Source organism: Candidatus Eremiobacteraceae bacterium (assembly GCA_035295225.1).
Classification (GTDB): Bacteria; Vulcanimicrobiota; Vulcanimicrobiia; order Eremiobacterales; family Eremiobacteraceae; genus JABCYQ01.
This window is the reverse complement of record DATGJI010000058.1, coordinates 152,496-179,386: the sequence shown is the minus strand read 5'-3', so window position 1 is coordinate 179,386 and position 26,891 is coordinate 152,496. Positions and strand designations below refer to the sequence as shown.

Here is a 26,891-nt window from a genome sequence, read left to right as displayed (position 1 = left end):
TCACTTGCGTCCTGCGATGGCGGCGCGCAGGGTCAACAGCGCGAGCATAAAGTAACCCAGAAGCACGGTCGCGCAAAGCCACATGAATAGTTCTTGCGGAGCATAGTAAAGAGTGATCTTCGTCTGCGGCCCATCCACGAGCCACGCGTTGGCATATCCGTCCGCCATCCCGTGCCACATCGCTCGGGCGCCGATGACGCTCCATCCCGGAGCATAGCGATCCCTGAAGATTAGAAGCGCGGGCCCCTTTGCCGGCGTGCGCAGCGTCAGGTCGATGCGCCACGGCAAAGGACGAGTCACTGCGCTGATGGCGATCGCCGGATACTTTTCGCTCGGGGTGTTTGAGGCACCGCGCGCAAGGCGGTAGATGACCGTGGCGCCCGTCGGCCGCACCGCGATGTAGTCGGAGAGACCGGTAAGCGCCGTCCATTGCGGGTAGCGCGACGGCGCGATCGCTTTCGTGCTCTTGACGCCATCGATCGTCAACGCCTGCACCGACGACGTGAGGATCGACCAGCCGCCGCCTGCCGGCAACTTCAGCTGCAACGGCCGTTGCGACTCGGTGAACACGCCGCCTGCGATCGCTGCAGACGGATCCGGCGTTCGCGCGCGCCATCGTTCCGCGTCCACCCAGTTGCGCGTCGGGTCGTCGGTCGCGCGAGACGGCGGCGGCAGTTCCACCGCGGCCGCACCGGCGCCGTCGGGCGGCAGCGGACCAAGCGCAGACTGAAGGTACACACCGCCGCTCATTTGATCGAACGATAACGGCATCGGTGCGAGCTGAGCGGCGAACGAGACAAGCGGTTGCGGCGTAAGCGCTATGACGCGAGCCGGGGAAGCGCCCGCGATGCCGGCCGCTGTGGAGTGAAGCCGACCGGCTTCAGCACTCACCATGTCATCGCGGACGACGACGCCGCTTGCGCCGAGCGCTTCGGCGAATGCTCGCCACGAGTCATCGTTTGGTTGGCCTGCCGATGCGAGTGCCGTGACGGGAAAGCTCGCCAAATACTCCGTCATGCTTGGGTGCCGGTCGTCGGATGGCGCGAATGCGTCCACGCCGCCGACCGCCACACCGCGCACGCGGATCGGCGTGAGCAGCGGCAGCGGCACGATGCGCCCCGCCGGCAACGTGGCGACTGCCGCCTCCGTGTTCTGCGCCGAAACCGGTATCTCCACATTTGTCACGGTTTTGCCGACGCCGCCGGCCAGCGTCGGCAACGTCGCGGCGACGATGGCGATGAAAAGCATCGCGGCATATTGCCGCCGCGCCGCATGAACGCAAAGCCCCGCACCCCATGCGATCGCAAACGAGATAAGCGTCCCGGCCGAGTAGAGTTCGCGAAACGCGGCGCTGGCCGGCACGGCATCGAACGCGGCGCGCCATAGACCGGCGAGTGGACCTTGCGTGCCGGTCACGAATGCGAGCCCGACGAGACAGAGCAATAAGACGCCCTTCGCAGCGGGCCATGAACGCCATGCGACGAGCCCGACGGCAGCGACCGCGATCGGAATCCACGGCAGCCACGCATACGAGCCGAATGCGAGCGCCCCGTACGGTTCGATGTAGTGGACGAGCAGCAGCGCGTCCGGCAATTTGACCGATTGCGCATCTTCCCAGCTCTGCAGCGGCGGCGGCACATCGATAGCGACCGCGCCGTGCGATTGCACAAACGCCCAGAGCGTCGGCGCGAGCGCGAGCAGCGCCGCTCCGCACGCGATGGTCAACGCCTTGGTCGATTCGGCGAACGTGGCGCGCGTGACCAACGATGCGGCGAGCACCGCGACAGCGTCATACACGAGAAATTGCGGCGCGATTGTGGAGAGCGCTGCGCACAGCGCCAATCCAAACGCGGCGCCGCGTTCGCCTTTTTCATACGCCACCGCGCGTTCGAAACACCACGGCAGCAGCGCATAGCCGAACCAAAGCGTGATGTGTCCGGCGCCGAGTTCGTTGACGACATACGGCGACGCGACGTACGCGAGACCCACCGCAGCGGCAGCGAGATCGGAGGCGTCGTATGCTGTGCGCGCCGCTCGCGCTGCGCCGAGACCTGCGATGACCAATGCAAGCAACAGCATCGCCTTGGCCGCAAGAATCGGCGAAACGAGCAGCGCCAGGCCCGCGAGCACGAGCGGCACCGGGTTGGCTGTCGCGAACGGGTTGGGATGCCCGAGCCCCGCCGGATCCCAGGTCGAGAGGTGCGCGATCGCGCCGTCGGCGGCTGCCGCCGTCGTGAATGGCAGACTCCAATCGTGATGATATGCCGGCATGCCGGGGGTGAAGAGGATCGGACCGCTGCATGCGACTGCCGCGACGATGGGCACGACGTACGACGCGAAGCGCGGCCTCAATAATCGCCTGCCGGAACAGACGCCGGCACGCGGTCGCGCGAAAACCGCAACAGATCGGTGGCGGCGGAAAGCGGTGTCACGCTGTCGGCGAAATCGCGAAAGCGCCGATCGGACGCGGCGGTCACGAGTGCGGCTTTGTCCGAGCGCCGCAGAAATGCCAAGACATCGCTGCCCCGCCATACCGCAGTGACGCCGTGCGCGCCTCCGACGGTGACGAGTGCCGTGGGAATGGGCGAGCCGGTAAGCGCAGCGGCAGCGCTCGAATCCCATGCGTAGCCGATCGTCGCCGACGTCACGTGGACCGGCCTCGCGCGGCGCGCCGATGCCGGCCAGATGTCGGCGTGAGCGATGATGCGCATGTGGTACGCCACACAGTCGGAGAGCGGCCGTTGCGTGACCGGCACGAGCGCGCGCATGTGCGTCGGTCCGAGCCAGAACACCGCCGCGTCGACGCGTTGGTCGAAGAGGCACGAGAGTGTTACGCGTGCATGACCGCTCTGTCCGATGGGCCGGTCGAGCGTGATGTTGGCGCGCAACCCGTCGTCGAACGCCGGGTGCAAAGTCGACGCTGGGATCACGACATCGAGCCCGATGCGGCCGGGCCGCTTCGCAGGCTTGAAGCGGAGCGGCGCGAGCACGCGGTACGAGTCGAGTGTGGGAAGCGCATAGGTGGCCGCGCCGGAATTGCTTGCGAGCGGCTGTTCGAAACCACCGAGCGCGGCCTGCAACGCAGAATTTTGACCGGCGATGGCAATGCCGCCGCCTAGTCCGACGACGTCGGCGAACGATCCACCCCAACCGGTCGGCAGCGGCAGCACGACTTGGTTCTCGCCGAACGCCGCGACGAACTCATCGCGGTGGCCGGTGACGACGATGCGCGTCGTGCCGGCCGGCACGAGCGGCAACACCGTTTGCGGATCGGGCGGTACGTCCGGCAAGTCGGCAGATGTCGCGCTGTCCGACTCGTAGATGCGCGGCGAGCCTTCCCGCGGCGAGCCGGTCCAGACCAGATGCAGGCTCGGAACCAATATCTGTTCGTCATCCGCATCGGACCATGCGTTTGCGACGACGAATTTAACGGGAGTCGATTGCAGCGCCGCCTCCTGTTTGTGAACGCGCGGCTCAAGGAAGAGATGGAGCACAGGCCGGTCCGGCAGTTCCGCTTGCAACACGTGTGGCGATATGAGAGCGCCGATCGCATCGCCTGGTTTACTATGCGCGACTAACCAGCGCGCGGCGTCCGCGAGGCCGTACGTCGGCTCGGCGACGCCATATACCCGCGCGGTGCACGCAAAATCGAAGCATCCGATCGCCGCGGCACCCGGATAGGGAAAGAACCATGCGGCCCACGCCAAGTCCGCGGCGACGGCTATTGCGCCCGCGCGCGCGAACATCCGCGCATCAAGCGGGAGCGCGTCCAAACCGAACGCGGCGAGCAACGGAACGAACGGATATGCGAACAGCAAATAGTGCTGCAGATAGAGCGACGTCGGAACGACGAAGATGATGCCGATCAATACGCCGGCCGCGCACCAGGCAGCTGCGGTGTGACGGCGCACGAATGCTGCCCAGAGACCGATGACCATGAGCGCGAGCATCGCGGGCCCGCAATGTCCGAGATCTTGCCCGATGGCGATGAGGATTCGCTGGTCGAGCGGCCGCGAAACGCCGATGAGCGCATCAAACGCGATGCGTTGGCCCCAGACGAAAGCAAGCCGCTGCAGCGTGTCTTTCCAAAGGAATGGCCAGAGCGCGACGAGACCTGCGATGGCCGCGACGCCTTGCAGCAGCGCGATCGAAACGGCTTTGCGCCACGATGCACCTGCGGCCAGAACGACGAGTGCATCGAAGGCTGCGATAAGCGGCGCCGTGAGCACTTGCTTGGAAGAGACTGCGATCGCCGCGAGCACCGCCGCCATGCCCAGACTGCGCGCGCTGCCGTTCTTCACTGCGTGCACCGTCAGCGCGAACGACCAGCACGCAGCGGCTAGGTAGCCCGACTCTTGGTAGAACGCGCCGGCGTACTGCAGTACGACAGGCGAAACCGCGAACAGTCCCGCGGCCACCCAGCCGACTCGCTCGGATCCGAGCAGCCTTCCGAGGACGTACGTCGCGGCGACGGCGCCGCCCATGCCGACGCACGAGATGGCCGCCGGCAGTATCGTCGGTAACGCCGCGGCGCCGAGCAGCGCTGCGATCGCTTGATATGCGATCGGCTTGCCCATGCTCTGCGCGTCGATGAGGCCGTTGAGGCCGTGATGTATCGCCCCGACTGCGACCGCTTGCATCGTGTCGATATATCCGAACCCCAGGTAGCCCCAATTGCGCCACTGGTCGCCGCCGATCGTGTCGTTGTGATACTCGTGCGGCGTGAGGATATACATCAGCGCCGCCGACCCTGCCCAGATCGCGGCGACGATGCGTGGATCCGCGAGCGAACTTTTCTTTGCTCCGCGCAGCACCTTCGATGCTGCGAAGACCGTGAGACAGAACGCGGCGATGAACAAGAGCCCGATCACGAACGGCGGCGTGTCGGGCATCGCGCGAAAAAGCTCGACACGCGTGGCGCGGTCGACGCTTGTGCGGACGTAGTAACTATCCGCTCCGCTGCTGCGGAAGACAAACGGCTTCTCGGGTGTCGCGCGACCGCTTGCGACGGCAAATATCCCTGAGATGATCGTGACGCGCGTCGGTGCGAAGGGCCGGACGACGATCTCATCCCCGATGAACGCGCCGACCGGCGCCCGGCTCGGCACGATGGCGCTCCAAACACGCTCGTCGTGCACGCGCGCCAAATACATCCCGGCTGCACCAAGTGATACCGCGGTCGCAAGGATCACAAAGACACCGGCGCGACCAACGATTGCTCCGCTGCGTGAGCTGACGGGGATGACGTTCCTCCTTTACTGAAGTCCTCGCGTCGCTCGCATTCGCGCCTTGCGGGCATTTGCCCCCACAGGAGGTCGCTCCAACCGACCGTGTCGCGCCGATTCGCGTTGTATAGCCCGCTCGATCCGGCATTCGTCGGCGGGCTTCGTTCGTGGCTGACGGATTTTTGGGTGCCGTTCACGCGCACGCGCGACGCTTCGTTGACGGTCTTGCACGCAGCGACTCGTCCGCACGCAGCGCACGGCAGCATGAGCGCCGTCGCGATCCCGTCCGCGATCGATGTCGTGGAGGTGAAGGCTGCTTCGGTTCCCGGTTTACCCGGAAGACTGCCATCGACGGCAGCGCTCGCCGCTGCATTTCGGGGCTTCGATCTGGTCTACGCGGACAACGGCTATGCGTTTCAGGATCGGATCGCGCTTGCGGCTGCGCGCCGCGCTCGCGTTCCGGCGATCTCCGGGCATCATGCGGTCATCCGCTTCGGCGGACTGCACGATCTCGCGTGGGCTGTCTCCGGTCGCGGCGCGATCCGCCTCTTTGACGCCGTACACGTCTTGAACGCAACCGATCGCGACTATTTGCTGGGGCTCGGAGCACGCAACGTTTTCGACGTGCCGATCGCTGTCGACACCGACTCATTTGTGCCGCGCGCTCGCCCGGTGCAGTTCACGGTCGCATTTATCGGCCGCCTCCATGTGCAAAAGGGCGTGGACAGGCTTGCGGCTATCATCAAGAAGTGCTCTGCCAAATCTGGCACTTCGATCTCGTTTGTGATCGGCGGAGCGGGTCCTGAAGCAAACGCTTTGCACGATATCGCGAATTTTCCGAACGTGCGAGTGCTTGGAGCGCTGGACCGCGCGGCTTGCGCCCGCGTGTTCGGCGATGCACATGTCGTGCTCGTACCGTCACGATACGAGACGTTTGGGATTGTCGCGGCAGAAGCGCTTTCTGCCGGCTGCCACGTGATCGCAAGCGATATCCCGGGCTTGCGCGACGTCGTCGGCGGCGTGGGCACGCTTATCGGCGCGCCGGATGACATCGACGCGTGGGTTGGTGCGATCGAGTCGGCGCGAGAATCGTTTGCGGCGAATCCGCTTGCGCTCGCCTCCGCGTCCGAGCAGGCTCGCGCGCGAGCTCTTTCGCGCTATTCGTTCGACGCCGTCGCCGATCGTTTCGACGCGCTTCTGACGGCCGCGATGTCCTCATTCCGCGCGCGACAATCCTGAATAACGGGGCAAGCGATGGTTGCTCTGCCACGAGAGGCTGCTACGGCAAGTCGGCCCAGCGGTAGATCGTCGCCGCGATGTCGAGAACGTCGCCGCCTTCGATGACGAGCTCGCGCGCGGGCCGCTGCAAACCGCTGCGTTCTCTCTCCACAGACGTCCACGAACCGCGCGTGAACAAGTAATGAAAGTCCGTTCCGCCCTGCAGCTCGGTGACGATACGGAAGTGCCGGCCGTCGACGCGCTGCATCTTTATCGCCTGGGCGTTCCATCCGCTCGTGTCGGTCGCGATGTAGACATCCGCATCGAATGGCGTATCCGGCGGCACGAGCGCGTTGATCGTGACTTGAACTGCCGCAGACAGCTTGCTCGTATAGCGCGTCTTCGGCGGGGCGAGATCAGGGTTCGGTTGCGGCGACGACGCGGCGATGACGTACGAACGCGGCACCTCGGCGATCGGCGTGGCGTTTGGACGCGGCGTGCGGGCTAGTCGCAGCGAAGTGACCAGTCCGGTGTCCGGCGCGACGATCGCGATCGCGTAGAGCCCGGGCTCGACGGCATAGCCGGGCGCCGCGCCGGTATCGTCGTCGACGATGGCGACGTCCGGTGCGAGCTTGAGCGCATCGCCCGTGCTGAAGACGACGTATCCGCGTTCGACGTCGAGCAGTTGACCGGAATAGCGCGGCAGCGTGGGCGCGGGCGTCGCGGCGACGTCCGGCGGCGGCGTCTGCGACGCTTGCGGAATCGGCGTCGCAGCCGCGAGCACTGTAGGGCCGACCTTTATGGTCGGCCGGGCGGACCATAGAGGTCCGCCCCACATTGAAGGTCCGCCCCACATCAGTGGAACGCTCAGCAGCAGCGCGATCATTGCGCGCTCACCTGGATGCCGAACTGCGGCGTCCAAACGCGCCCGCCCCAGTTGAAGAGATAGCCGCGCGACACGTCCGCGAAGAGCGTGCGCGTGATCCGGAATCGAGCATCGCCGTTCAACTGGTAGCGCGGCACGCTCGTGAGGCCGGGCACCTGCACCGGGGAATAGTTCGTCTGTTGCGCCGCGGCGGAGAATTGAAACGCCGTCGACGGCTGCCACGATCCGCTCAGTATGTAATTCCGGCTCACGGCGTCGGGCACGACGGTCGCTATGCCGTATATCGGCAGCCCGTTCAGCGACTGCGGCGCCGGCGTCAGCCCTGTCGCGGTGTTTGGGGACGCAAACGTCAATGCTGCACTCGTCGCGCTCACGGTTTGCGTCAGCTGCGTCGCGACGAGGTAGATGTGCGGCGTCACTTGTCTGCTTGCACTGGCGGTAAGGGTCGTCGTCGTGATCGTGTTCGGAAAACTCAACCACGTGCGCTGGATCTGCGCGGTTGCGTCCAAGCCGATTCCCGCGGGGCCTTGGTACTGCGGGGTCGCAAGGTACGCGCCGAGATAGTGCGACCAGACATCGGGAAGCGTCTGGCCGGAGATTCCAAATGCATCGTGGATGTGTGCAAGACCTGACTGCAGCCGGTAGGTGAAACCGCTCCTGAAGAGCGGCTGATCGTAGCCCGCCCATTGCGATCCGAGGACGAACGGATGATTGGGCTCTCCGGTCGCAAGGAGCGAGTCGTACGATTGCGTCGCGTCGACACGCAGCGCCGATTGCGCAAGCGCCTGCGTGAGCTGGACATCGGCGAATCCGTTGGACGAAGCCGGCTGCGCGAGCCCGGATTGGACGGTGAAGAGCTGCGCGTTCACCGCAAAGCCGGTGCGAGTACCGACTTGATCGTATCCCAGCAGATTCCACTGTTTGGTCGGCTCGCTCGCCGGGTTGAGGCTGAAGACCGCATATCCGGCATCGCCGAACACCGAGTGGTGTTCGAAGGACCAGAACGCCTTCACCGGCCTCGTCTGATCGTAGCGAAGGTGCAGCGCGTCGAGCGAATCAGCCGAGCCCGCGAACGCGTACGGCGCGTCGAAACTCGCGCCGGACAGCGAGTTGACGCCGAAATTCTGATTCGCGGAGTAGTTGTAGACATACACGGGAAGCGCCGGTGTCGGGACTGCGTCGAACACGCGGATCGTCGCCGGCGCGAAGCGTGCGAACGTCGTGAAATCTATCGCCGCGCTCGTGCCTTCTATGTACGGTTGGATGTTTTGCAAGTCCGGCAAGGCGAACGCGTCGCCCGGCATCTCGCGTCCTTTTTCCGGCGTGCTCCAATCGCCGTTCAAAAACGTCCAGCGATCTGCCGCGGGCACGAGCGGCAAGAAATACGCTCGCCGAAACGCAAAAAAATCCGCGAAACCCGCGCCGGCGTAGTCGCCGGCGGCCGTGTGCAGCGTGACGTGCCCGGCTACTGCGATGCGGCGCAAGCGCAGATCGACCGTCGCGATGTCGCCGCGAACCACGGCGCCATCGGGAAGTCTGACTTCGACGCCGTCGCGTGCTTGCACGACCGCTTGATCTGCGAAATAACGCACGTGCCCGGCGCTGACGCGGAGAAGCGCATGACCGACGTCCTGCGGTGCTTGATCGGATCTCGCCGGTATCGGTGACATCGCCGCGAGCGCGGCTGCAAGCGCGATGGCCCGCTTCACCAGGCCCCTTCGCGGAAGATCACCGCGGGGATAGTCCGGACGAGCAATGCGAAGTCCACGGCCGGCGTCCAATTGCGCACGTACCAGACGTCCATGGCCATCCAGCGCCGGAACGGCACGTTCGCCCGGCCGCTCACCTGCCACAATCCCGTGAGCCCCGGCGTGACGTTCAACCGCTCGAGATACGGCGGGGCGTAGTTGGCGACTTCATTCGGCAGCGCCGGACGCGGACCGACGAGCGTCATGTCGCCGCGCAAGACGTTCCACAGCTGCGGCAGTTCGTCAAGGCTCGTGCGGCGCAGGAACGGGCCCAGCCCGTGGAGCCGCGGATCGTTGGCGATCTTGAGCGCAGGGCCATCGCATTCGTTGAGATGCGCGACGCATTCGTGAAGCAGATGCGCGCCGTCGACCATTGTCCGAAACTTGTAGAATCGGAACAGCGAACCGTTCTTGCCCACGCGCGTCTGCGTGAAAAGCACCGGACCCGCCGACGTCAACTTGACCGCGATTCCTATGATGATATACAAGGGCGAGAGCACGACGAGCAGCACGGCGCTGACGCACACGTCGAGCAGTCGCTTCCATACTATCCACCAACCCGGCACGGCCCGCTGCTCGAAAAATGTGAGCTTTGCCGGGTAACGCGGCTCGGCATCGCGCGCCGCTTGCGGCAGGATGGCGGATGGAGTGCTCATACGATGAGCGGCGTCCAGGGTTCGGTGATCCCAAACGTCTGCAAAACGCGCTCGCCCACCTGAGAGAAAGAGTTGAGCTCGCCGAGCACGCGGCCGGCTACGCCCGGCCGGTAGTCGACGAGGGGCGTGAACTCGCGCGTGTGGTCGGTGCCTGAAGCGGTCGGGTCGCATCCGTGATCTGCCGTGATGAGCAATCGATCTCCCACATGTAGGCGATTCAAGAGCTGGGGCAGCGCGCGGTCGAGTGCGATAAGCGCTTTCGCATAGCCGTCTGCATCGCGCCTGTGCCCGTACTTCGAATCGAAATCATTGAGATTCGTGAAGCACAGGCCGCCGGGTCCATGGTCGAGCCAGTCGAGCGTTCGGGCGATGCCCTCGGCGTTGTCGGCTGTTCGGCTCGCGGCGGCGATACCCTGGCAACAGAAGATGTCCTGGATCTTTCCGAGGCCGCACGTCGGAACGCCGGCACGCTCGAGCGCGTCGAGGATGCTCGGCCGCGGCGGTGCGACCGCATAGTCGCGGCGGTTCGGAGTTCGCTCGAATGAGCCGGGCGCGCCGCGGAATGGACGGGCGATGACGCGGTTGACGCGATTCGGAGGAACGAGCATCGCTCGCGCTTGCTCGCACCACGACCAAAGAGTCTCAAGCGGAACGATGTCTTCATGCGCCGCGATCTGAAAGACGGAATCCGCCGACGTATAGACGATCGGCCGGCCGGTGTTCATGTGTTCACGGCCGAGCCGTTCGATGATCTCCGTACCGGACGCGGCCACATTGCCGAGCACTTTTGCGCCCGCGATCGCTTCGAAGCGCTCGATGACGTCTGCTGGAAATCCGTTCGGATATGTCGGAAATGCGTGGCGGATGACGATACCCATCATCTCCCAGTGACCGGTGATCGTATCTTTGCCGGCGCTCGCCTCGAGCAGACGCGCGACCGTGGCGCTCGGCTGCGCCACCGGATCCACGCCCGGAATCTTTGTGATGCACCCGAGACCGAGCGCCTCAAGCGTCGGAAGCGCTAAGCCGCCCGCTGCTTTCGCGGTGTTGCCGATCGTGTTCGCGTTCGGCGAATCACCGAAGGCGAGGACGTCGGGCGCCGCTCCCACGCCCCCTGAATCGATGACGAGCACGACCGCGCGGGCATGAGCCAACTTACCAATCCACTCGGACGTCGACCGATCGCGTCGCGCGCGCGCCATCCCGGCGCACCGCTGTGATGATCAACTTCTGCGGACCGATGGGCAGCGGGATGTTCGGGAGCTGCATCGAGATGCGGAACTTTCCGATCGCGACACGCGGCACACCGACGCGGATCGTGCCGACTTCCGCGGTCACGGCCGCAGCATTGCTCGTGGTGATCACGCGGCCGCTGACAAGGTCGCCGGGATGGAAGTCGGTGGACGAAAGCGAGACCGAGACGATCCTCACCGGATCCGAGTCGGCGGCGACCGGAACGCCCGAAGGCACGGGCTCCGGCGTCGCGGCTGTGAGGAACACAAGCGCCGCGAGCCCTGCGAGCGCACGTATGAAAACCATTGTTGACACGTTCTTCGCTTGGCTCCCCGCTTCCGGCTTCGCCTTGGGCCGACTGGCGTCGGCCCTTCAAATATAACGTATAAATCTGACGTACGTCTTCAAATATAACGTAGATGTGGTAAAATGCGGTTCTAAAGCACATAGGCCGGGTCGAGCGCGACCCGGCCACTCACCTTTTGGAGACTCATCACTCGGCCGCGATGCAAATCGGTAACCGTCTGCTCGACCTCTTCTCTTCCTCAAGCCCGCTCGTCGGCGAAATGCAGCGTTTCATCCGCGCGCGCATGAGCACCGACATCCTTGCGACAGCGCAAGGCGCCAGAACGTTCGTCGTCGCCGCGCTGTGGGGCGAAATCGGCGGCCAGATCGTCGTCTGGACCGGAACGCAGGAATCGGCCGACCGTTTTGCGTCCGATTGCGCGTTCTACCTCGAGCAGCACGGATCTCCGGTCTGGTCGATCGCGGCGCGCGACGAGGTGTCCGACGCACCGCTCAATCCGACGCTGCAGAGCGCGCGCATGGAAGCACTCGCTCATCTTGCGGACGGACGGCCGGGCGTCTTCTGCATCCCCCACGAGGCATTGCGGGGCGCGGTGCGCACCGCGGACGATTTCAGGCGTGCGACCCGTCGGCTGCGCGTCGGCGATACGCTCGCATGGGAGACGCTGCTTTCCGATCTCGTCTTGCTCGGCTACGAACGGGTCGACACAGTTGGCGCAGCCGGCGAGTTCGCTGTGCGCGGCGGAATCATCGACGTCTTTCCGCCGCTGACGGATCTCCCGCTGCGCCTTGAGTTTTTCGGCGACACCCTGGAAAGCATCCGGCCATTCGCGCTCGCCGATCAGCGCTCCGTCGGCGAAGAGAAAGCAATCGTCATCTCTCCGTGGTCCGACATATCTGATGGCGCGGCCGGCTCTCTCCTGGATTATGCACCTGAAGCGGTGGTCGTCATCGAGGATCAGGATATGATCGCGGCGGCGGACAGCGCGCCGCTCGCGGAGAGCGGCGGCGACTCGATCATCGCAGCGGATGAGGACGACGATTCGGCCAGTAGTACGGCGAGCACCGCTCGCCCAGACGCGGATCGCAGGAGGGCGAACAACGCTCGCCCGGATACGGACCGAAACTTCACGCTTACGGAGCTGGTCGAGCGCACGGCGCAACGCGCGGTGCTGACGTTTCCGTCCGAGATCGCGAATGTCAGGATCGCGCGCGACGCGGACGAAAAGGTCGCCATCGGAGCGAGCGTGGCGCCGCAATACGGCCGCAGCGTGGAGCGGTTCGTGGATGACGTTCGAACGAGGATCGCTCGCGGGCAGACGGTCGCGATCGTCTCCGTCGGCCACCGTCGCGTGCGCGAGATGCTCGATGAGGCCGACATCGCGGTGGAGGGGCGCGGCCACGGTCAAGTGATCGTCGTCGACGGCACGCTTGATGCCGGCTTCGTGATGGATCGCATCAACCTTGTGGTGATCGGCGACGCGGAATTGTTCGGCCATTCCGCGCGGCGCCACAAGATGAAGGCGGCGAAGGAAGGCGTGCCGCTGAGCGAAGCCGACTTGAAGGCCGGCGAATATTTCGTTCACGCCAATCACGGCATCGGCCAATACGTCTCGCTGGAACGCCTCACGATCGACGATGTCGAGCGCGACTTCATGCTGCTCAGATACCTCGGCGAGGACCGCCTCTACGTCCCGATCGATCAGATGCATCTCGTGCGCAAGTACGTCGCATCCGACGGCGCCGCGCCGCGTCTCTCAAAAATGGGCGGCAGCGACTGGGCGCGCACGCGCGCGCGCGTCAGAGAAGCGGTGGACACGATCGCGCAGGGCCTCGTGCGGTTGTATGCGGAGCGCGAGACCGCGCAGGGGCACGCGTTCGCGCCCGACACGCCGTGGCAGGCGGAGCTGGAAGAGTCGTTCCCCTACGACGAGACACTCGATCAAGCCAGCGCGATCGAAGCGGTCAAGGCGGACATGGAGCGGCCGCGGCCGATGGACCGCTTGATCTGCGGCGACGTCGGCTACGGCAAGACCGAGGTCGCGATCCGCGCCGCGTTCAAGGCGATCATGGATCGCAAGCAAGTCGCCGTGCTCGTGCCGACCACCGTCCTTGCCGCGCAGCACTTCCGCACGTTCTCCGATCGCTTCGCCGCTTTTCCGGTGCGGATCGGTCTGCTCTCCCGCTTCCGCACGCGCGAAGAACAGAAAGAGACCTTGCGCGACCTGCATGCGGGCAGCGTCGATATCGTGGTGGGCACGCACCGGCTGCTGCAGAAGGACGTCGGCTTCGCGCGGCTCGGGCTCGTCATCGTCGATGAAGAGCAGCGCTTCGGTGTGATGCACAAAGAGCGCTTGAAAGAATTGCGCCGTTCCGTCGACGTGCTCACGCTCTCTGCGACGCCGATCCCGCGTACGCTGCACATGGCGATGGTGGGTGTGCGCGACCTCTCGCTCATCCAGACCGCCCCTGTCAATCGCGTCGCGATCAAGACCGTGGTCACTCCGGCGAGCGACGCAGTCGTCGGCCAAGCGCTGCGGCAAGAATTCGAGCGCAATGGTCAAGTCTATTTCGTGCACAACCGCATCGAGACGATCTACGGCGTCGCCGCAGCGCTGCAAGCGCTTGCACCGCGCGCGCGCATCGTCGTCGGACACGGTCAGATGCGGGAAGGCGAATTGGAAAAAGTGATGGTCGCGTTCGTCAACGGCGAGTTCGACATGCTCGTGTCGACGACGATCATCGAGAATGGCCTCGACATTCCGAACGTCAACACGATCATCGTCAACAACGCGGATCGCTTCGGCCTCGCGCAGCTCTACCAACTTCGCGGCCGGGTGGGGCGCAGCGCGCATCAAGCCTATGCGTACTTTCTTCATCAGCCGCACCGCAAGCTCACGATCGAAGCCGAGTCGCGGCTCGATGCGATCCGCGAATTCTCGCATCTCGGCTCCGGTCTTCAATTAGCGATGCGCGACTTGGAGATCAGAGGCGCCGGCAATCTGCTCGGTCAGCGGCAGTCGGGATTCATCGCCGCTGTGGGCTTTGAGACCTATTGTCAAATCCTTCAAGAAGCGATCGCGCAGCGCCGCGGCGAGCCGCAACCGCCCGAGATACCGCCGCCTGTCCTCGACCTCCGAGTCAGCGCGTATCTGCCGTCGGAATACGTCAAAGGCGCTGGTCAAAAGATAGACATGTACCAGCGACTGGCCGCCGCTCGTACGATCCCAGAAGTGGACGCGGCCGGCGAGGAATTGCGCGACCGATTCGGACCGCTGCCGGCACCGGTGGAGGCGTTGCTTGAGCTGACGCGTGTGCGCGTGCTCGCAGCGGCCAAAGGAGTCGAAAAAGTTGCGCTCGAACAGCGGCGATTGACACTCGAGATCGGGCGACGGTTTTCATTCTCCGAACAAGCGCTTCCAGCGCTTACCGCCCTAACCCGGGGAAACTTTCGTTTCACGCAGAGCGCTATCGTCATCCACCTGCCAACTTCGATGCAGGCGCGTGACGGCATGCTCGGCACCGTGCGCGAGATCTTAACCGCTCTTTGACGGCGATGGCGCGGCACGATTCTGCAGGAGGTTATTGATGAATCCCACGCCCGCGATGGCCGCGATCCTCGCCGCAGGCCTGATCACGACGGTCGCCGGCTGCGCGACCAGCAAGCCCGTCATCACCGTGAACGGCACGGCGATCTCGCAAGCTGAGTTCGATAAGAAGCTGGAGTCGAACACCCGTGCGAGCCAACAAGTTCTGCAGCAGATGGTCGACAAGCTGCTCATCACCCAATATGCTGCCGCCAACAACATCACCGCGAGCGACGCCGATGTCACGGCAGCGCTGAACAAAGTTGAAGCGAACTTCCCGGCCGGTCAATTCGATGAAGTGCTCAAACAGCAGGGCATGACCATGGACGACGCGCGCGACATCATCCGCGAGCAAGTGCTTCTGAAAAACGCAGTCGACAAAGACATCAAAGTCGACCAGTCGCAGATCGACGCGTACTTGAAGACCAACAAGATGACCATGAACTCGCCTTCGCAAGTCCGCGTCCGTCACATCCTCGTGAAGACGCAAGCGGAAGCGATCATGATCGAGCAGAAACTGAAGAGCGGCGCGGATTTCGCGGCGCTCGCCAAGCAATACTCGATCGATCCGTCAAGCAAAGACAAAGGCGGAGAGCTGCAGCCGTTCGGTCCGGGCCAGATGGTGCAGCCGTTCCAGGACGCAGCGTTCAAGCTCAAGGTCGGGCAGATCAGCCCGCCGGTGCAGTCGCCCTTCGGTTGGCACGTGATCCAGAGCGAGGCCATCACACCGATGTCGCGCGCTTCGATCGTCGCCGCGATCCAGGCGCAGCAAGAGCCGACCGCTACGACGGACTTGATCACAAAGCTTCGGCAACAAGCGAAGATCGAATACAACGATCCGGCGTTCAGCGGATTGTTCCCATCGCCCCAGCCGCTGCCGCCGACGAGCGGAGCGCCTGCGGCAACACCGCACAGCTAAGCATCGCGACGTAGTGGAACGAACGGGCCGGCATCAACGCCGGCCCTTTTTTTCCCTAGGTGGGGCGCGCTGCTGTTCGAAGGGCCGCCGCGGCTACCGCGTCAAAGCACACTCCCGATGCCGACGTTGACGGTTATCGGGCTCGGCCCGGGCGATGCGTCACTCCTGACGCTCGGCGGGCTGGCGGCCCTAGAAGAAGCGCCACGCGTCGCGCTGTGCGGCATCGCGCCCGACCTCGAAGAGCACCTTCGCGCGCGCGGTATCCGTTTGATCGCGGCGCCCTTTCACGGCACATCGCTGCTGCGCGGCGTGCCCGAAGCGGTTGAAGCCGCTGCGGACTTCGCGCAGGTCGGTGACGCAGCGCTCGGCGTGCCCGGACACCCGATGCTTGACGTTCCCGGCTTGCCGCACATTCTCGCCGGCCTCGGAAGGCGCGGCGTGCGCGTGCGTATGGTCGCGGGCGTGCCGCGCGCGGCGCTCTCCGCAGCCGCCGCCACCCCGCTCTTGCCGTTGCCGCCCGTCGCGGTCCATCACACGTGGGATGAGCTCGTAGAGGTCATGGCGCGGCTGCGCGTGAGCTGTCCTTGGGATAAGGAGCAGACGCACGAGTCGCTGCTGCCATATCTTGTCGAGGAAGCGCACGAGGTCGTGGAGGCGGTGGACGAGCGCGATCCCAAAAAGCTCAGCGAAGAGCTGGGCGACCTGCTGCTGCAGATCGTTTTCCACGCGCAGATCGCATCGGAGAAAGGTCAGTTCTCCGTCGCCGACGTCATCGACGCGCTCTCGAACAAGATGATCCGCCGGCACCCGCACGTGTTCGGCGACGCGCGCATCTCCACGACGCAAGAACAGATGAAATCGTGGGAGATGCTCAAGACGCAAGAGGCGTCGATCAAGCATCGCGAGTCGCTGCTCGACGGTATTCCGAAGAGTCTGCCCTCATTGCTCGGCTCGCAGCGCATGCAGGAAAAAGCCGCGACCGTCGGCTTCGACTGGCCGCAGACCGACGAGATCGTCGCAAAACTGCGCGAGGAGCTCGCCGAGCTTCACGCCGCAATGGCCGGTGAATCGCGTGACGAGATCCGCGACGAGCTCGGCGACGTCTTCTTCACGCTCGTCAATCTGGCGCGTCGTCTCGGCGTTGACGCAGAGGCCGCGCTGAGGGGCGCGAATGCGAAATTCCGCGCTCGCTTCGCTTCGATGGAGCGCTTTGCCGGCGGCGGCGCCACGGCGCTCGCGGGCCGCAGCCTCGAAGATCTAGACGCCTTGTGGCGCCGGGCGAAGGACCATGAGGCTGGACAAGTTTCTTAAAGTAGCACGCTTGGCCAAGCGGCGAACGGCGGCCAAAGATGCGCTCGATGCCGGACGGATCGAGTGCGGCGGACGAGCCGTGAAGCCGGCGCATGTCGTGAAGCCCGGCGACGAGCTGTTGATACACTATGCGAGCCGCGATGTGCGAGTGCGCGTACTGGCTGTGCCGGAGCGGCCCGGCGCGCGCGTCAAGCCCGACGATCTATACGTGCTTCTGTCGGATCTGCCCGCTTCGTGACGGCGCAAGCGCTGACGGACCGCGTCGCGGGTCCGCTCACCGTGGGAATGTTCTCAGATTCATATCTGCCGGAGAAGAATGGCGTCGCCGCGTCGGTGGTGGTGGCCGCCCGCGCTCTTCGCAGGCGCGGCCATCGCGTGATCATCGTGGCTCCGGCGCACGACTCGACGCCCGAAGATGAGCCCGACGTCTTTCGCTTTCACTCCGCTTCGTTTCCATTCTACCCACAGCTGCGCATGGCGTTTCCGCTGCCGGCGAAACTGCTGACGTCGCTGCCCCACGTCCCGTTCGACGTCGTCCACTGCCACTCGTTCTTCTTCGTCGGATGCATGGGAGCGTATCTGGCCCAGCGGCGCAAGACGCCGCTCATCTTCACCTATCACACGCGGTTCACGCAGTACACGCACTACGTGCCGCTGCGTCAGGCGTTTACGGAATCACGCTTCGTCTGGTTGTCACGCGAGTTTTCGAACCGCTGCGACCGCATCATCGCTCCGACGCGTTTCACCGCCGACGAACTCAACGGGTATGGCGTCAGCAAGCCGATCGACGTGCTGCCTACCGGCGTCGATCTCTCGATGTTCGAGGGCGGCTGCACGCAAGCCGAGACGCTGCGCGCGCGGTGCGGCGGCCCGATCGCGCTTTATGCGGGGCGCCTGGGCAAGGAGAAAAACGTCGACCTCGTGTTGGACGCGTTTGCGCTCGTCGCTTCTCAAGTGCCACGCGCGCGCCTCGTGATCGTGGGCGAAGGACCGCACGAAGCGGAACTTCGACGACATGCGGACGCGCTGCCGTGCGCGCACGCCGTTGAGTTCACCGGCGCGCTGGAAAAACCGGAACTCGGCGCATGGTATCGCGCCGCCGATGCGTTTGCATTCGCGTCAACGACCGAGACGCAAGGGCTCGTGCTTGTCGAAGCGCTGTCGCACGGCGTGCCGGTCGTCGCGATCGATTGCCCGGTATCGCGCGAAGTCATCGGCCGCGGCGCATCGGGCAGATTGGTCGACTGCTCGCGTGAGGCGTTTGCCGACGCGTTGATCGCGATCTTGACGAGCACGTCGTCCGAGCGCGCTTTGCATTCGGACGCCGCGCGCGTGGCCGCGGCCCCCTATGCGATGGATACGGTCGGCGAGCGCCTCGAAGCGATCTACCTGACGGTCTAAGGATGGCGAATTTTTGAAGGGGCCGACGATTTGAAGGGGCCGACGATTTGAAGGGGCCGACGCTAGTCGGCCCTCATTTTTTTGAAGGGGCCGACGCTAGTCGGCCCAGCGAACGTCACGGGGGCCGACTGACGTCGGCCCCTTCAGGCGTTCTTTACGGCGTGTGCAGCGCGCAGCCGCCGATCTTGTTGCTCCACAGCGGCTGGACCGCGTACTTTGCGGTGCCCAGGGTGATGTCGGCGAGACTCTGCCAAGCGCAAAGGTCACCGATCTCCTCCCCTTGGTTGTTGGCCCATGCCGTTTGGAGATTGACTTCGGGGTCCGTCTGGCTCTCGGCTTCTTCGTGACCCGCGACGATGCTCACGCCATCGAGGAGACCAGACGCACCGGGGTTGACGCTGTTCTCGCCGCAGTTTCCCCCGGCGTCCGTCATGTATGGCAGGTTCGTGTACGAGATCTCACCGCCGCCCGAGCTCGTGGGGCTGTGGTAGGCGCAGAATGAGGTGCCGAATCCGCTCGAGTTGTGGAGGTGCGGCGTCGCGACGATGTAGTTGCCGTCGACGTTGTAGCCGAAATGCGCTTCACCCTTCGCTGCTTCTGCCTGGATCTGCGCGTCGGTCGGCGACGTCGGAACGGCCGACGCATCGACCCACGTGCCTTTGAGCTGACCAGTCGGGTTGGTGATATGCTTCTTGACGCTGCTGACGATTGCGTAGTACTGGGTATCGGTGGCCAGCCACGGGCTATGGCCGATGCCCTTTAAGAACGCGGTCAAGTACGCCTTCTCGTGCGACGGATCGGCGCTAGCCTTCTGGAATCCCCAGAAGATAACGTAGATGCCCGGGTGTTGCTCAACCGGACCGCCTAAGTATTGTAGGTTGTTCGGATTGGCAAACGGTCTGGCGGAGTTCACGGTGCGCATGATGTGCACGCGCGTCAGGTCGATGCCCGCCGCTGCGAGCGAGCTGTCGCGTTGGACGATCGATTGCGGATTGACGGGGCTCTGCGGTCCCGGAAGCGAGCTGCCCGCGCCGTTGCAAGCCGTCAGCGCCGCGAGGGTCAGACCGACTGCCGCCAATTTCAAAGACTGGTGCATGCTACGAAGTATCCTCCTCCACGATATGGGTTGAATGGCTCGAGATAAAGCGCGAGCCGTACGCCGCCCTTAGCGGTCTCCTAATACGAGACCTTGGGACTAAGAGAATGCATATGCGATACGAGATGATGTGATGATCCGCACAACCATCGCATATCTAGAAGATTCGTCGCGCGTCTGGGGGCCGACTCGCGTCGGCCCCTTCAAAAAAACTAGGCCGGCGACTCATCGCCGGCCCAGTCCGTTCCCAGATCGATGACGGGCGTCTCTTAGAGAGGCGCACCTGCATCGGCTGCGACGCCGAACGGCGGGCTCGATGAGCCGAGACCGCTCGAGATCGTGTTGGTCTCAACGCCGCCCGGATACGTGTATTCGTGGACGACGCCGAAGACCGCATCTGACACGTAGACGTGCCGCTCGTTGCGCACGAGCGCAACGCCGAGCGGATCGCCATTGTCGGTTGCGAACTCGAACGACGGCGTGCCTGACGGCAGCTCGTAGATCGATGCGAACCCGCCGCCGAAGGTCGGGCCAGTTTGGTCGAGTCCGAGCAGATCCTGCGTGTTGTCGAACTGCAGGCCGCCGGGGAACCCTGTCGTGACGGCTGTCGGATATGCGCTGTTGCCGCCCGGATAGAATTTGACCATCGCGCCGAGACCGGTGTTCAGGTCGATGTAGTTGACATACAGCGTGCTGCTGTCATCGAGGGCGTCGAACAGCACTTTCAGGTTGTTCGGCACTTTGTAATGGTGCGTCGGGGTGTTTGCGCCAGGCGCGTACACGGTCACCGAGCCGGCGATGGCGCTTGTGTCGAAGATGTTCGACGCATAGACCGTGCCGTCATTATCGACCGCGACGTCGACGGGATACTGGCCCGGATCGGCAAGCGTGCGGTACGGGTTCAGGTGGCCCTTCTTAAAGACGAGGATGTTGTTCGCGCCGGTGTTTGCGACATAGAGGTCGCCGTTCGCGGTGACCGTCATGCCCTGCGGGTTGATCACGCCGTTGACGATCGTGCCGACCGGGCTCTGGCCTGTGCCGGTTTGCCGATAGACCTGGATGTCATTCGTGTAGAACTGCGAGACGTACAGAAGCGACAGGCCGGAGGTGACGTCTTTCGACATCCAACCCTTTGGTTGCACTCCGGAAGGATGAACGAGCATCATCTTAGCCGGGTTCATCAGTGAAGGAACATGCGACATCGACATCGGGCTGACGTGTTGACCAGACTGATTCGGCTGGCTGCCCTGCATCGGGTTGACCGCAGAGGCGCCGCCCGAGCAGCCGGCCAGCGCCGCGATTGCCGCAGCTGCGCCGAACGCATAGAGCGGGGTAGGAATACGCATTCAGTTTATCTCCTCGAAACGTTTCTGGTGATTGAGATGCGCCCACCCGGGCGCAAGCGTATGCAGGTTATCGCCACCGTTCGCAGATGTCGAAGCATCGAGCAGCTTTTCCTCGATACTTTGGCGCCTTTGAAGCGATGGACGGAAGCCCGCCCTTCCCCGCGGGGATGGGAAAGCTTCCGCCAGCCTGCGCGTCGTCATACGTCATATCCTGTGCCAAAAACGGCACTGCGTGATGATTAGAGCTTTTTTCCCAACTCGCTTGCGCGAACGCAAAGGTCCCATGTACCTTTGACTCAAGCGAAGTGGCCGGTCGAAGCCGTTCGAAGAGAGCAGCGACGAGTCGGTCGCCGCGGGAGCCGCCGATCGGGAACGCCAAATCGCGACGCAATGGCTTCAGCCCGCGAACGGAAATCGCGCATAGCAGTTTTTTCGGCCGACGCAAAGGATGAGATCGCCCGCGCATCATTCAGGCGCGATTGCTGTCCGCGCGCGTTTCTCGCGGCTTTCGCGGCGTTGGGGCGGCGCGGTTCGCGTTCGATCGAGAACGGCGGCGTGACCGTTCGAACGGCGCGCGTTTCGATCGCGCGCGCCGTGCTTAAGGCATCGGCAAAGGCGCACATCGCGGCGCACGCGCACGATCTGGACGCCAAACGCGCGCGCGATTCGCTCTCCGTCTTAGTCACGCTTGACTTGCCGGAAGTGAGCAAGCCGTCGATACCGGCGCGAGCGTGCTGCCGCGGCGCCTGGATTCGCGGCGCATTTCTCGCGTGCGGATCTGTCGCCGATCCCGCGCGCGGCTACCACCTTGAATTCAATACGCGTGACGATGGGGCGGCGCGCGCAGTTGCGGCAGGCCTGGCCGCGCTCAAGGTCGACGCCGGAATCTCTCGGCGCAGAAAAATGCCTTTCGCATATGTGAAGGACGGCCAAGCGGTAGCAGATCTTCTCGCGCAAATGGGCGCCACGCAGGCGGTTCTCCGGCTCGACGACATACGCGCTCGGCGCGAGACGAAGAACAATATCCGGCGAACGGTGAACGGCGAGGCTGCGAATGCCGCGCGCGCAGGCACGGCTTCGGCGCGTCAACTCGAAGCGGCGACGTCGCTGCTGCACCCAGCTCGCTCCCACATTCTTTCCGCGCCTCTTCGCGAGGCCGCGCGATTGCGCCACGCAAACCCGGATCTGACTTTGAGTGAACTTGGGCGCCGCGCACGGCCCATGGTGACAAAATCCTCGATGGCCTATCGACTGCGTGAGATCGAGCGTCTCGCCCGCTCGCGGCACCGCCGTTGAAGGGCAATCGATGCTTGCCCTCCCACGATGTCGGTCCGTTCGTTCGACAAACGTCGATGGACGATTCCCCGGCGCATTTAACCGTGCAGGTTCGGCCACGTCAAGAGGGCTAAAACTCTCGATACATCCGGCCGATTTCGGCCAGTCTTTGAGGAGTCGAGCGTGGCATTCCGCATCGCCATAAACGGGTTCGGTCGAATCGGCCGTCAGGGCTTCCGCGCTTTGATGGAACGTCATCCGGATATCGACGTCGTGGCCGTCAACGATCTCGGCGACGCCGCTACCGCAACGCACCTATTCAAGTATGATTCCACGTACGGACGATTTCCGGGAACCGTGACGCATACGAGCGATTCGTTCACGATCAACGGCAAGACCATCCGCCTCGTGCAAGAACGCGATCCGGCAAAGCTTCCGTGGCGCGAATTGAACGTCGATCTCGTGATCGAATCGACCGGCTTTTTCACCGATGCCGCCAAAGCGCGGGCGCATATCGATGCGGGAGCGAAGCGCGTCATAATCTCAGCGCCGGCGAAGAACGAAGACATCACGATCGTGCTCGGCGTCAACGAAGAGAAGTTCGATCCGGCAAAACATTTCATCATCTCAAACGCGTCGTGCACCACCAACTGTCTGGCCCCGCCCACGAAAGTGCTGTTGGATGAACTGGGAATCGTCAAAGGCACGATGACGACCGTGCACTCGTACACGAACGATCAGCGCCTTCTCGATTTTCCGCATGAGGATCTGCGCCGTGCGCGCGCTGCCGCGCTCAACATCATCCCGACCACGACCGGGGCTGCAAAAGCCATCTATCTCGTCATCCCGGAGATGAAGGGCAAGCTCGACGGATTCTCGCTGCGCGTTCCGACGCCCACAGTCTCCGTCGTGGATCTTGTCGTGGAAACGGAGAAGACGTCCACGAAGGACGAGGTCAACGCGCTGATGCGCAAGTGGTCTGAGTCGGAGCGTATGAAGGGCATCCTCGGCGTCACGGACGAGCCGCTCGTCTCCATGGATTTCCGCGGCGACTCTCGCTCATCGGTTGTGGATTCGCTCTGCACGATGGTGGTCGGCGGCAATCTCGTGAAGGTCGTCGCGTGGTACGATAACGAGTGGGGTTACTCGTCGCGAATCGCCGACCTCACGGCCTATGTCTTGAAGAAATCTGCGTAGCGCCGTGCCGGCGCGTTTTCTAGCCGACGCGGACGTGAGCGGCAAGCGCGTCCTCGTGCGTGAAGACCTCAACGTGCCGCTCGAAGACGGCCGCATCACGGACGATACGCGCATCGTGGCTGCCGCTCCGACGCTGCGCGCCTTGAGCGATCGCGGGGCAAAGGTCATCGTGCTCTCCCATCTGGGCAGGCCGGACGGCGTCGTCGTCGAGTCGCTCCGGCTCGCGCCGGTCGCAACGCGGCTAGCGGAGATCCTTGGCCGTCCCGTCCTGACCGCGCCGGATTGCATCGGTCCGCAAGCGCAAGCCGCGGTAGACGCGCTCCACGACGGCGATGTGCTGTTGCTCGAAAACGTCCGCTTTCATAAGGAAGAAGAAGAAAACGATCCTGGCTTTGCGCGCGCGCTCGCGCAGCTCGGCGACCTCTATGTGAACGACGCATTCGGAACGGCGCATCGCGCGCACGCTTCGACGACAGGCATCGCCGCATACCTGCCCGCTTACATGGGACCGCTGATGGCGCAGGAGCTCGAAGTCCTCGATTCGATCCTCTCGGATCCGCACCGTCCGTTTGTGGCGGTTCTCGGCGGCGCGAAAGTGTCGGATAAGATCGGCGTGATCGAGCGACTGCTCGAGCTCTGCGACCAGATCGTCGTCGGCGGCGGCATGGCCAACACGCTGCTTGCGGCTGAGGGCATCGACGTCGGCAAATCGCTGCGCGATCCCGACCTCGAACCGGCGCGCCATGTCTTCTCAAAGATCCACGACGGGCACGTGCGCGCGCACTTGCATTTGCCGACTGACGCAGTCGTCGCAAAAGAGCTCAAAGCGGGCGTCGACACGCGTTTTGTCGACGTCAAACACGTCGCGCCCGACGAGATGATCCTCGACATCGGTCCTGGCACGGCCGAGCACTTCCGCGGCACGATCTTGCACGCAAAGACGGTGCTCTGGAACGGACCCATGGGCGTGTTCGAAAACGACGCGTTCGCGGCCGGTACCGAAGCGGTCGGCCAGGCGATCGTAGATTCCGGCGCGATGTCCGTCGTCGGCGGCGGCGACTCCGCTGCCGCGGCGCATAAGCTCGGCTTCGCGGCGAAGATGTCGCACATCTCAACCGGCGGCGGCGCTACGCTCGAGTACCTCGAGGGCAAGGAACTGCCGGGTGTAGCTGCATTGCGTCAGGCGCCGCCCGCTTGAGCGCACGTCGGCCGCTCTACGCCGCCAACTGGAAGATGTATAAGTCGCCGCTGCAGACGCGCGAGTACGTCGAAGCGTTTGCGCCCGAAGCCGCCTTGCTGACGGATCGTGTCGACATCGTTTTGTGCGCCCCGTTCACCGATCTTGCGGCGCTCGTCGAATCACTCGGCGATTGGCCGATCGGTGCCGGCGCACAAGACTGCTATTGGGCGCCCGAAGGCGCCTTTACCGGCGAGGTCAGCGCTTCGATGATCGCGACGATCGGCTGCCGCTATTGCATCGTCGGGCATTCCGAACGCCGGCAACATTTTGGCGAAACCGATGCGATGGTCGCGAAGAAAGTACGCGCGCTGATCGCCGAGGGCGTGACGCCGATCGTCTGCGTCGGTGAGACGTTGGAGGAGCATAAAGCGGGCGCCACACTGCAGCGGGTCATGCAGCAAGTATCGGATGGCGTCGGTCATCTCAGCGATGAGGAACGCGCTGCGATCGTCATCGCGTACGAACCGATCTGGGCGATCGGAACCGGCCTTGCCGACACGCCCGAAAACGCCAATCGCACGATCGCGCTGATCCGGCAGACCGCCGGCGGCCTCGATGACGCACGCATTGTGTACGGCGGGTCGATGAAAGCCGAGAATGCAATGGCTTTGTGCGAGCAGCCCGATATCGACGGCGGTCTGGTCGGTTCGGCTAGCCTTCATCCGGCGGCATTCCTTGCGCTTGTCAAGAGCGGCCTCGGCGATGCCTAGAAATCGGGTCGTCCTCTGTATCCTCGACGGCTTCGGGTGTTCGACCGAAGTGCGCGGCAATGCGATCGCCGCCGCCGACATGCCGAACTGGCGCGCGCTCTTCGCGAATAACCCGCATACGGAGCTCGGCGCCGCCGAAGAAGCAGTGGGTTTGCCGCACGATCAACAGGGCAACAGCGAAGTCGGCCACTTGAATCTCGGCGCGGGCCGCGTCGTGCTCCAGAGCGTGACGCGCATCGACGATGCGATCGCTCGCGGCACCTTCGCGTCGAATCCCGTCCTGCAAGGTTGCTTCGCGCATGTCAAGCGGACGGGCGGCACGCTGCATCTGCTGGGCCTCGTTTCGCCGGGCGGCGTTCACTCTTCGATGCGGCACCTGTATGCGACGATGGACGCGGCGAAGGCTGCCGGCGTTCCCGTCAAGATCGCTGCGTTTCTCGATGGGCGAGATACGCCGCCGCGCAGCGCGGGAGAATATCTGCGCGAGCTCGAGTCGGCGTGCGCGGCGAACGGCAATGCTTCGATCTCAATGATCTGCGGCCGCTTCTTCGCGATGGATCGAGACAAGCGATGGGAGCGGACGCAGCGTGCGTATGATGCGCTTGCAGACGGAGCCGCTCTGACCGCCCCGTCCGCCTCGGCCGGTTTGGAGGCGGCGTACGCGCGCGGCGAAGACGATGAATTCGTGCAGCCGACGATTTGCGCCGGCGTTGCCGCGCCTATCGTGAAAGACGGCGATGCATGTTTCTTCTTCAACTTCCGGCCCGACCGCGCGCGTCAGTTGACGCGGGCATTCTCGGATCCGGAGTTTACCGAATTCCCGGTCAAGCATTTCAACGATTTTATGTTCGCGATCATGACATTATACGATGCGTCCTTCACGAATCCGGTGATGTTCGGGAAGATCTTCGAGCAGCAGACGCTCGGTGAAGTGGTCTCAGCTGCCGGGCTGCGCCAATTGCGTCTCGCAGAGACCGAGAAATATGCGCACGTCACGTATTTCTTTAGCGGCGGTCGCGAGGAGCAGTTCCCAGGAGAGGATCGCGAGCTCGTGCCTTCAGCGCGGGAAGTCGGCACATACGATCATCTGCCGGCGATGCGCGCGAGAGAGATCACGGATAAAGCCGTGGCGGCCATCCGCTCGCGCGACTATGCGCTCATCGTCATGAATTACGCGAATCCGGATATGGTCGGGCACACCGGCAAATGGAAGCCGATCATCGAGGCGCTCGACGTCGTGGACGAGTGCCTGGGCAAGCTGGTGACTGCCGTGCGCGAAGCCGGCGACATTCTCATCGTGACTGCCGATCACGGCAACGCGGAAGCGAAGATCGATCTTGCGACCGGCACCGAACTCACGGCCCATACGACCAACGTCGTGCCGCTGGTCGTAACCGGCGCACCAGGTGTGGCCAAGTTGCGCGATGGCGGGCGGCTATGCGACGTCGCGCCGACCATCTGCGCGCTCATGGATCTTCCACAGCCTGCGGTGATGACGTGCCACTCGCTTCTCGCTGACTGAAGGCGCCGACGCGAT

The 26,891-nt window shown here is 64.0% G+C and carries 20 protein-coding genes; 11 read left to right on the top strand and 9 right to left on the bottom strand.

Going from position 1 to position 26,891, the window contains the following annotated elements; translation table 11 throughout:
- Both VKT51_12175 and VKT51_12170 read right to left on the bottom strand, forming a co-directional pair.
- Positions 1 to 2,352, bottom strand: a complete 2,352-nt coding sequence (locus tag VKT51_12175) for a hypothetical protein (protein ID HLJ84921.1) — start codon at positions 2,350 to 2,352, stop codon at positions 1 to 3.
- Positions 2,349 to 5,192: a hypothetical protein gene (locus tag VKT51_12170; protein ID HLJ84920.1), complete on the bottom strand. Its 2,844-nt coding sequence runs from the start codon at positions 5,190 to 5,192 to the stop codon at positions 2,349 to 2,351. The genes VKT51_12175 and VKT51_12170 overlap by 4 nt, the downstream gene beginning before the upstream one ends.
- A gap of 138 nt (positions 5,193 to 5,330) precedes the next feature.
- On the opposite strand from VKT51_12170, the gene VKT51_12165 reads away from it, so the two are divergent.
- Positions 5,331 to 6,464, top strand: a complete 1,134-nt coding sequence (locus VKT51_12165; protein HLJ84919.1) for a glycosyltransferase — start codon at positions 5,331 to 5,333, stop codon at positions 6,462 to 6,464.
- Between the two features lie 40 nt (positions 6,465 to 6,504).
- On the opposite strand, the gene VKT51_12160 is transcribed toward VKT51_12165, so the two are convergent.
- Genes VKT51_12160 through VKT51_12140 form a run of 5 tightly spaced genes read right to left on the bottom strand, consistent with a single transcriptional unit; the run spans position 6,505 to position 11,272 of the window.
- The gene (locus VKT51_12160) at positions 6,505 to 7,329 is read right to left on the bottom strand and encodes a hypothetical protein (protein ID HLJ84918.1); all 825 of its coding nucleotides are present in this window, start codon (positions 7,327 to 7,329) and stop codon (positions 6,505 to 6,507) included.
- Positions 7,326 to 9,038, bottom strand: a complete 1,713-nt coding sequence (locus VKT51_12155) for a hypothetical protein (GenBank protein HLJ84917.1) — start codon at positions 9,036 to 9,038, stop codon at positions 7,326 to 7,328. The genes VKT51_12160 and VKT51_12155 overlap by 4 nt, the downstream gene beginning before the upstream one ends.
- Complete coding sequence (locus VKT51_12150) at positions 9,035 to 9,733, bottom strand: sugar transferase (protein HLJ84916.1); 699 nt, start codon at positions 9,731 to 9,733, stop codon at positions 9,035 to 9,037. Before VKT51_12150 ends, VKT51_12155 begins: the two co-directional genes overlap by 4 nt.
- The gene (locus VKT51_12145) at positions 9,730 to 10,887 is read right to left on the bottom strand and encodes a phosphopentomutase (GenBank protein HLJ84915.1); all 1,158 of its coding nucleotides are present in this window, start codon (positions 10,885 to 10,887) and stop codon (positions 9,730 to 9,732) included. The genes VKT51_12150 and VKT51_12145 overlap by 4 nt, the downstream gene beginning before the upstream one ends.
- Position 10,888: 1 nt before the next feature.
- Positions 10,889 to 11,272: a hypothetical protein gene (locus VKT51_12140; protein ID HLJ84914.1), complete on the bottom strand. Its 384-nt coding sequence runs from the start codon at positions 11,270 to 11,272 to the stop codon at positions 10,889 to 10,891.
- A 200-nt stretch (positions 11,273 to 11,472) separates the two neighbouring features.
- Here VKT51_12140 and mfd point away from each other — a divergent pair, with 200 nt between their 5' ends.
- The 5 genes from mfd to VKT51_12115 all read left to right on the top strand — a co-directional run bounded on the left by mfd (position 11,473) and on the right by VKT51_12115 (position 18,490).
- Complete coding sequence (mfd, locus tag VKT51_12135) at positions 11,473 to 14,823, top strand: transcription-repair coupling factor (protein ID HLJ84913.1); 3,351 nt, start codon at positions 11,473 to 11,475, stop codon at positions 14,821 to 14,823.
- A gap of 37 nt (positions 14,824 to 14,860) precedes the next feature.
- Entirely contained in the window at positions 14,861 to 15,778 is a 918-nt protein-coding gene (locus VKT51_12130; protein ID HLJ84912.1) for a peptidylprolyl isomerase, read from the top strand.
- Positions 15,779 to 15,895: 117 nt separating this feature from the next.
- Positions 15,896 to 17,089: a nucleoside triphosphate pyrophosphohydrolase gene (mazG, locus tag VKT51_12125; GenBank protein HLJ84911.1), complete on the top strand. Its 1,194-nt coding sequence runs from the start codon at positions 15,896 to 15,898 to the stop codon at positions 17,087 to 17,089.
- Positions 17,090 to 17,099: 10 nt separating this feature from the next.
- Positions 17,100 to 17,327: a S4 domain-containing protein gene (locus VKT51_12120; protein HLJ84910.1), complete on the top strand. Its 228-nt coding sequence runs from the start codon at positions 17,100 to 17,102 to the stop codon at positions 17,325 to 17,327.
- A complete protein-coding gene (locus VKT51_12115) occupies positions 17,324 to 18,490 on the top strand; it encodes a glycosyltransferase (GenBank protein HLJ84909.1) in 1,167 nt (388 codons plus the stop codon). The genes VKT51_12120 and VKT51_12115 overlap by 4 nt, the downstream gene beginning before the upstream one ends.
- Before the next feature lie 154 nt (positions 18,491 to 18,644).
- On the opposite strand, the gene VKT51_12110 is transcribed toward VKT51_12115, so the two are convergent.
- Positions 18,645 to 19,586, bottom strand: coding sequence for a hypothetical protein (locus VKT51_12110; GenBank protein ID HLJ84908.1), 942 nt, complete (start codon positions 19,584 to 19,586; stop codon positions 18,645 to 18,647).
- Positions 19,587 to 19,855: 269 nt separating this feature from the next.
- A complete protein-coding gene (locus VKT51_12105) occupies positions 19,856 to 20,932 on the bottom strand; it encodes a hypothetical protein (protein ID HLJ84907.1) in 1,077 nt (358 codons plus the stop codon).
- 390 nt (positions 20,933 to 21,322) lie between these two features.
- Between VKT51_12105 and whiA the strand changes: the two genes are divergently transcribed.
- The 5 genes from whiA to gpmI all read left to right on the top strand — a co-directional run bounded on the left by whiA (position 21,323) and on the right by gpmI (position 26,876).
- Positions 21,323 to 22,228, top strand: a complete 906-nt coding sequence (gene whiA, locus VKT51_12100) for a DNA-binding protein WhiA (GenBank protein ID HLJ84906.1) — start codon at positions 21,323 to 21,325, stop codon at positions 22,226 to 22,228.
- A 162-nt stretch (positions 22,229 to 22,390) separates the two neighbouring features.
- On the top strand, positions 22,391 to 23,404 hold the full coding sequence (gene gap / locus VKT51_12095; GenBank protein HLJ84905.1) for a type I glyceraldehyde-3-phosphate dehydrogenase: 1,014 nt from the start codon (positions 22,391 to 22,393) through the stop codon (positions 23,402 to 23,404).
- A 4-nt stretch (positions 23,405 to 23,408) separates the two neighbouring features.
- On the top strand, positions 23,409 to 24,602 hold the full coding sequence (locus VKT51_12090) for a phosphoglycerate kinase (protein HLJ84904.1): 1,194 nt from the start codon (positions 23,409 to 23,411) through the stop codon (positions 24,600 to 24,602).
- Positions 24,599 to 25,354, top strand: coding sequence for a triose-phosphate isomerase (tpiA, locus tag VKT51_12085; GenBank protein ID HLJ84903.1), 756 nt, complete (start codon positions 24,599 to 24,601; stop codon positions 25,352 to 25,354). The genes VKT51_12090 and tpiA overlap by 4 nt, the downstream gene beginning before the upstream one ends.
- Positions 25,347 to 26,876, top strand: coding sequence for a 2,3-bisphosphoglycerate-independent phosphoglycerate mutase (gene gpmI / locus VKT51_12080; GenBank protein ID HLJ84902.1), 1,530 nt, complete (start codon positions 25,347 to 25,349; stop codon positions 26,874 to 26,876). Before tpiA ends, gpmI begins: the two co-directional genes overlap by 8 nt.
- Positions 26,877 to 26,891 lie beyond the last annotated feature (15 nt).

Excerpts from the sequence above, each read along its gene's own strand:
- VKT51_12110 (HLJ84908.1), bottom strand. The coding sequence starts at position 19,586 with ATGCACCAGTCTTTGAAATTGGCGGCAGTCGGTCTGACCCTCGCGGCG.
- VKT51_12105 (HLJ84907.1), bottom strand. The coding sequence starts at position 20,932 with ATGCGTATTCCTACCCCGCTCTATGCGTTCGGCGCAGCTGCGGCAATC.
- VKT51_12140 (HLJ84914.1), bottom strand. The coding sequence starts at position 11,272 with ATGGTTTTCATACGTGCGCTCGCAGGGCTCGCGGCGCTTGTGTTCCTC.
- gpmI (HLJ84902.1), top strand. The coding sequence starts at position 25,347 with ATGCCTAGAAATCGGGTCGTCCTCTGTATCCTCGACGGCTTCGGGTGT.
- mazG (HLJ84911.1), top strand. The coding sequence starts at position 15,896 with ATGCCGACGTTGACGGTTATCGGGCTCGGCCCGGGCGATGCGTCACTC.
- VKT51_12160 (HLJ84918.1), bottom strand. The coding sequence starts at position 7,329 with ATGATCGCGCTGCTGCTGAGCGTTCCACTGATGTGGGGCGGACCTTCA.
- VKT51_12130 (HLJ84912.1), top strand. The coding sequence starts at position 14,861 with ATGAATCCCACGCCCGCGATGGCCGCGATCCTCGCCGCAGGCCTGATC.
- mfd (HLJ84913.1), top strand. The coding sequence starts at position 11,473 with ATGCAAATCGGTAACCGTCTGCTCGACCTCTTCTCTTCCTCAAGCCCG.
- VKT51_12150 (HLJ84916.1), bottom strand. The coding sequence starts at position 9,733 with ATGAGCACTCCATCCGCCATCCTGCCGCAAGCGGCGCGCGATGCCGAG.
- whiA (HLJ84906.1), top strand. The coding sequence starts at position 21,323 with ATGGCTTCAGCCCGCGAACGGAAATCGCGCATAGCAGTTTTTTCGGCC.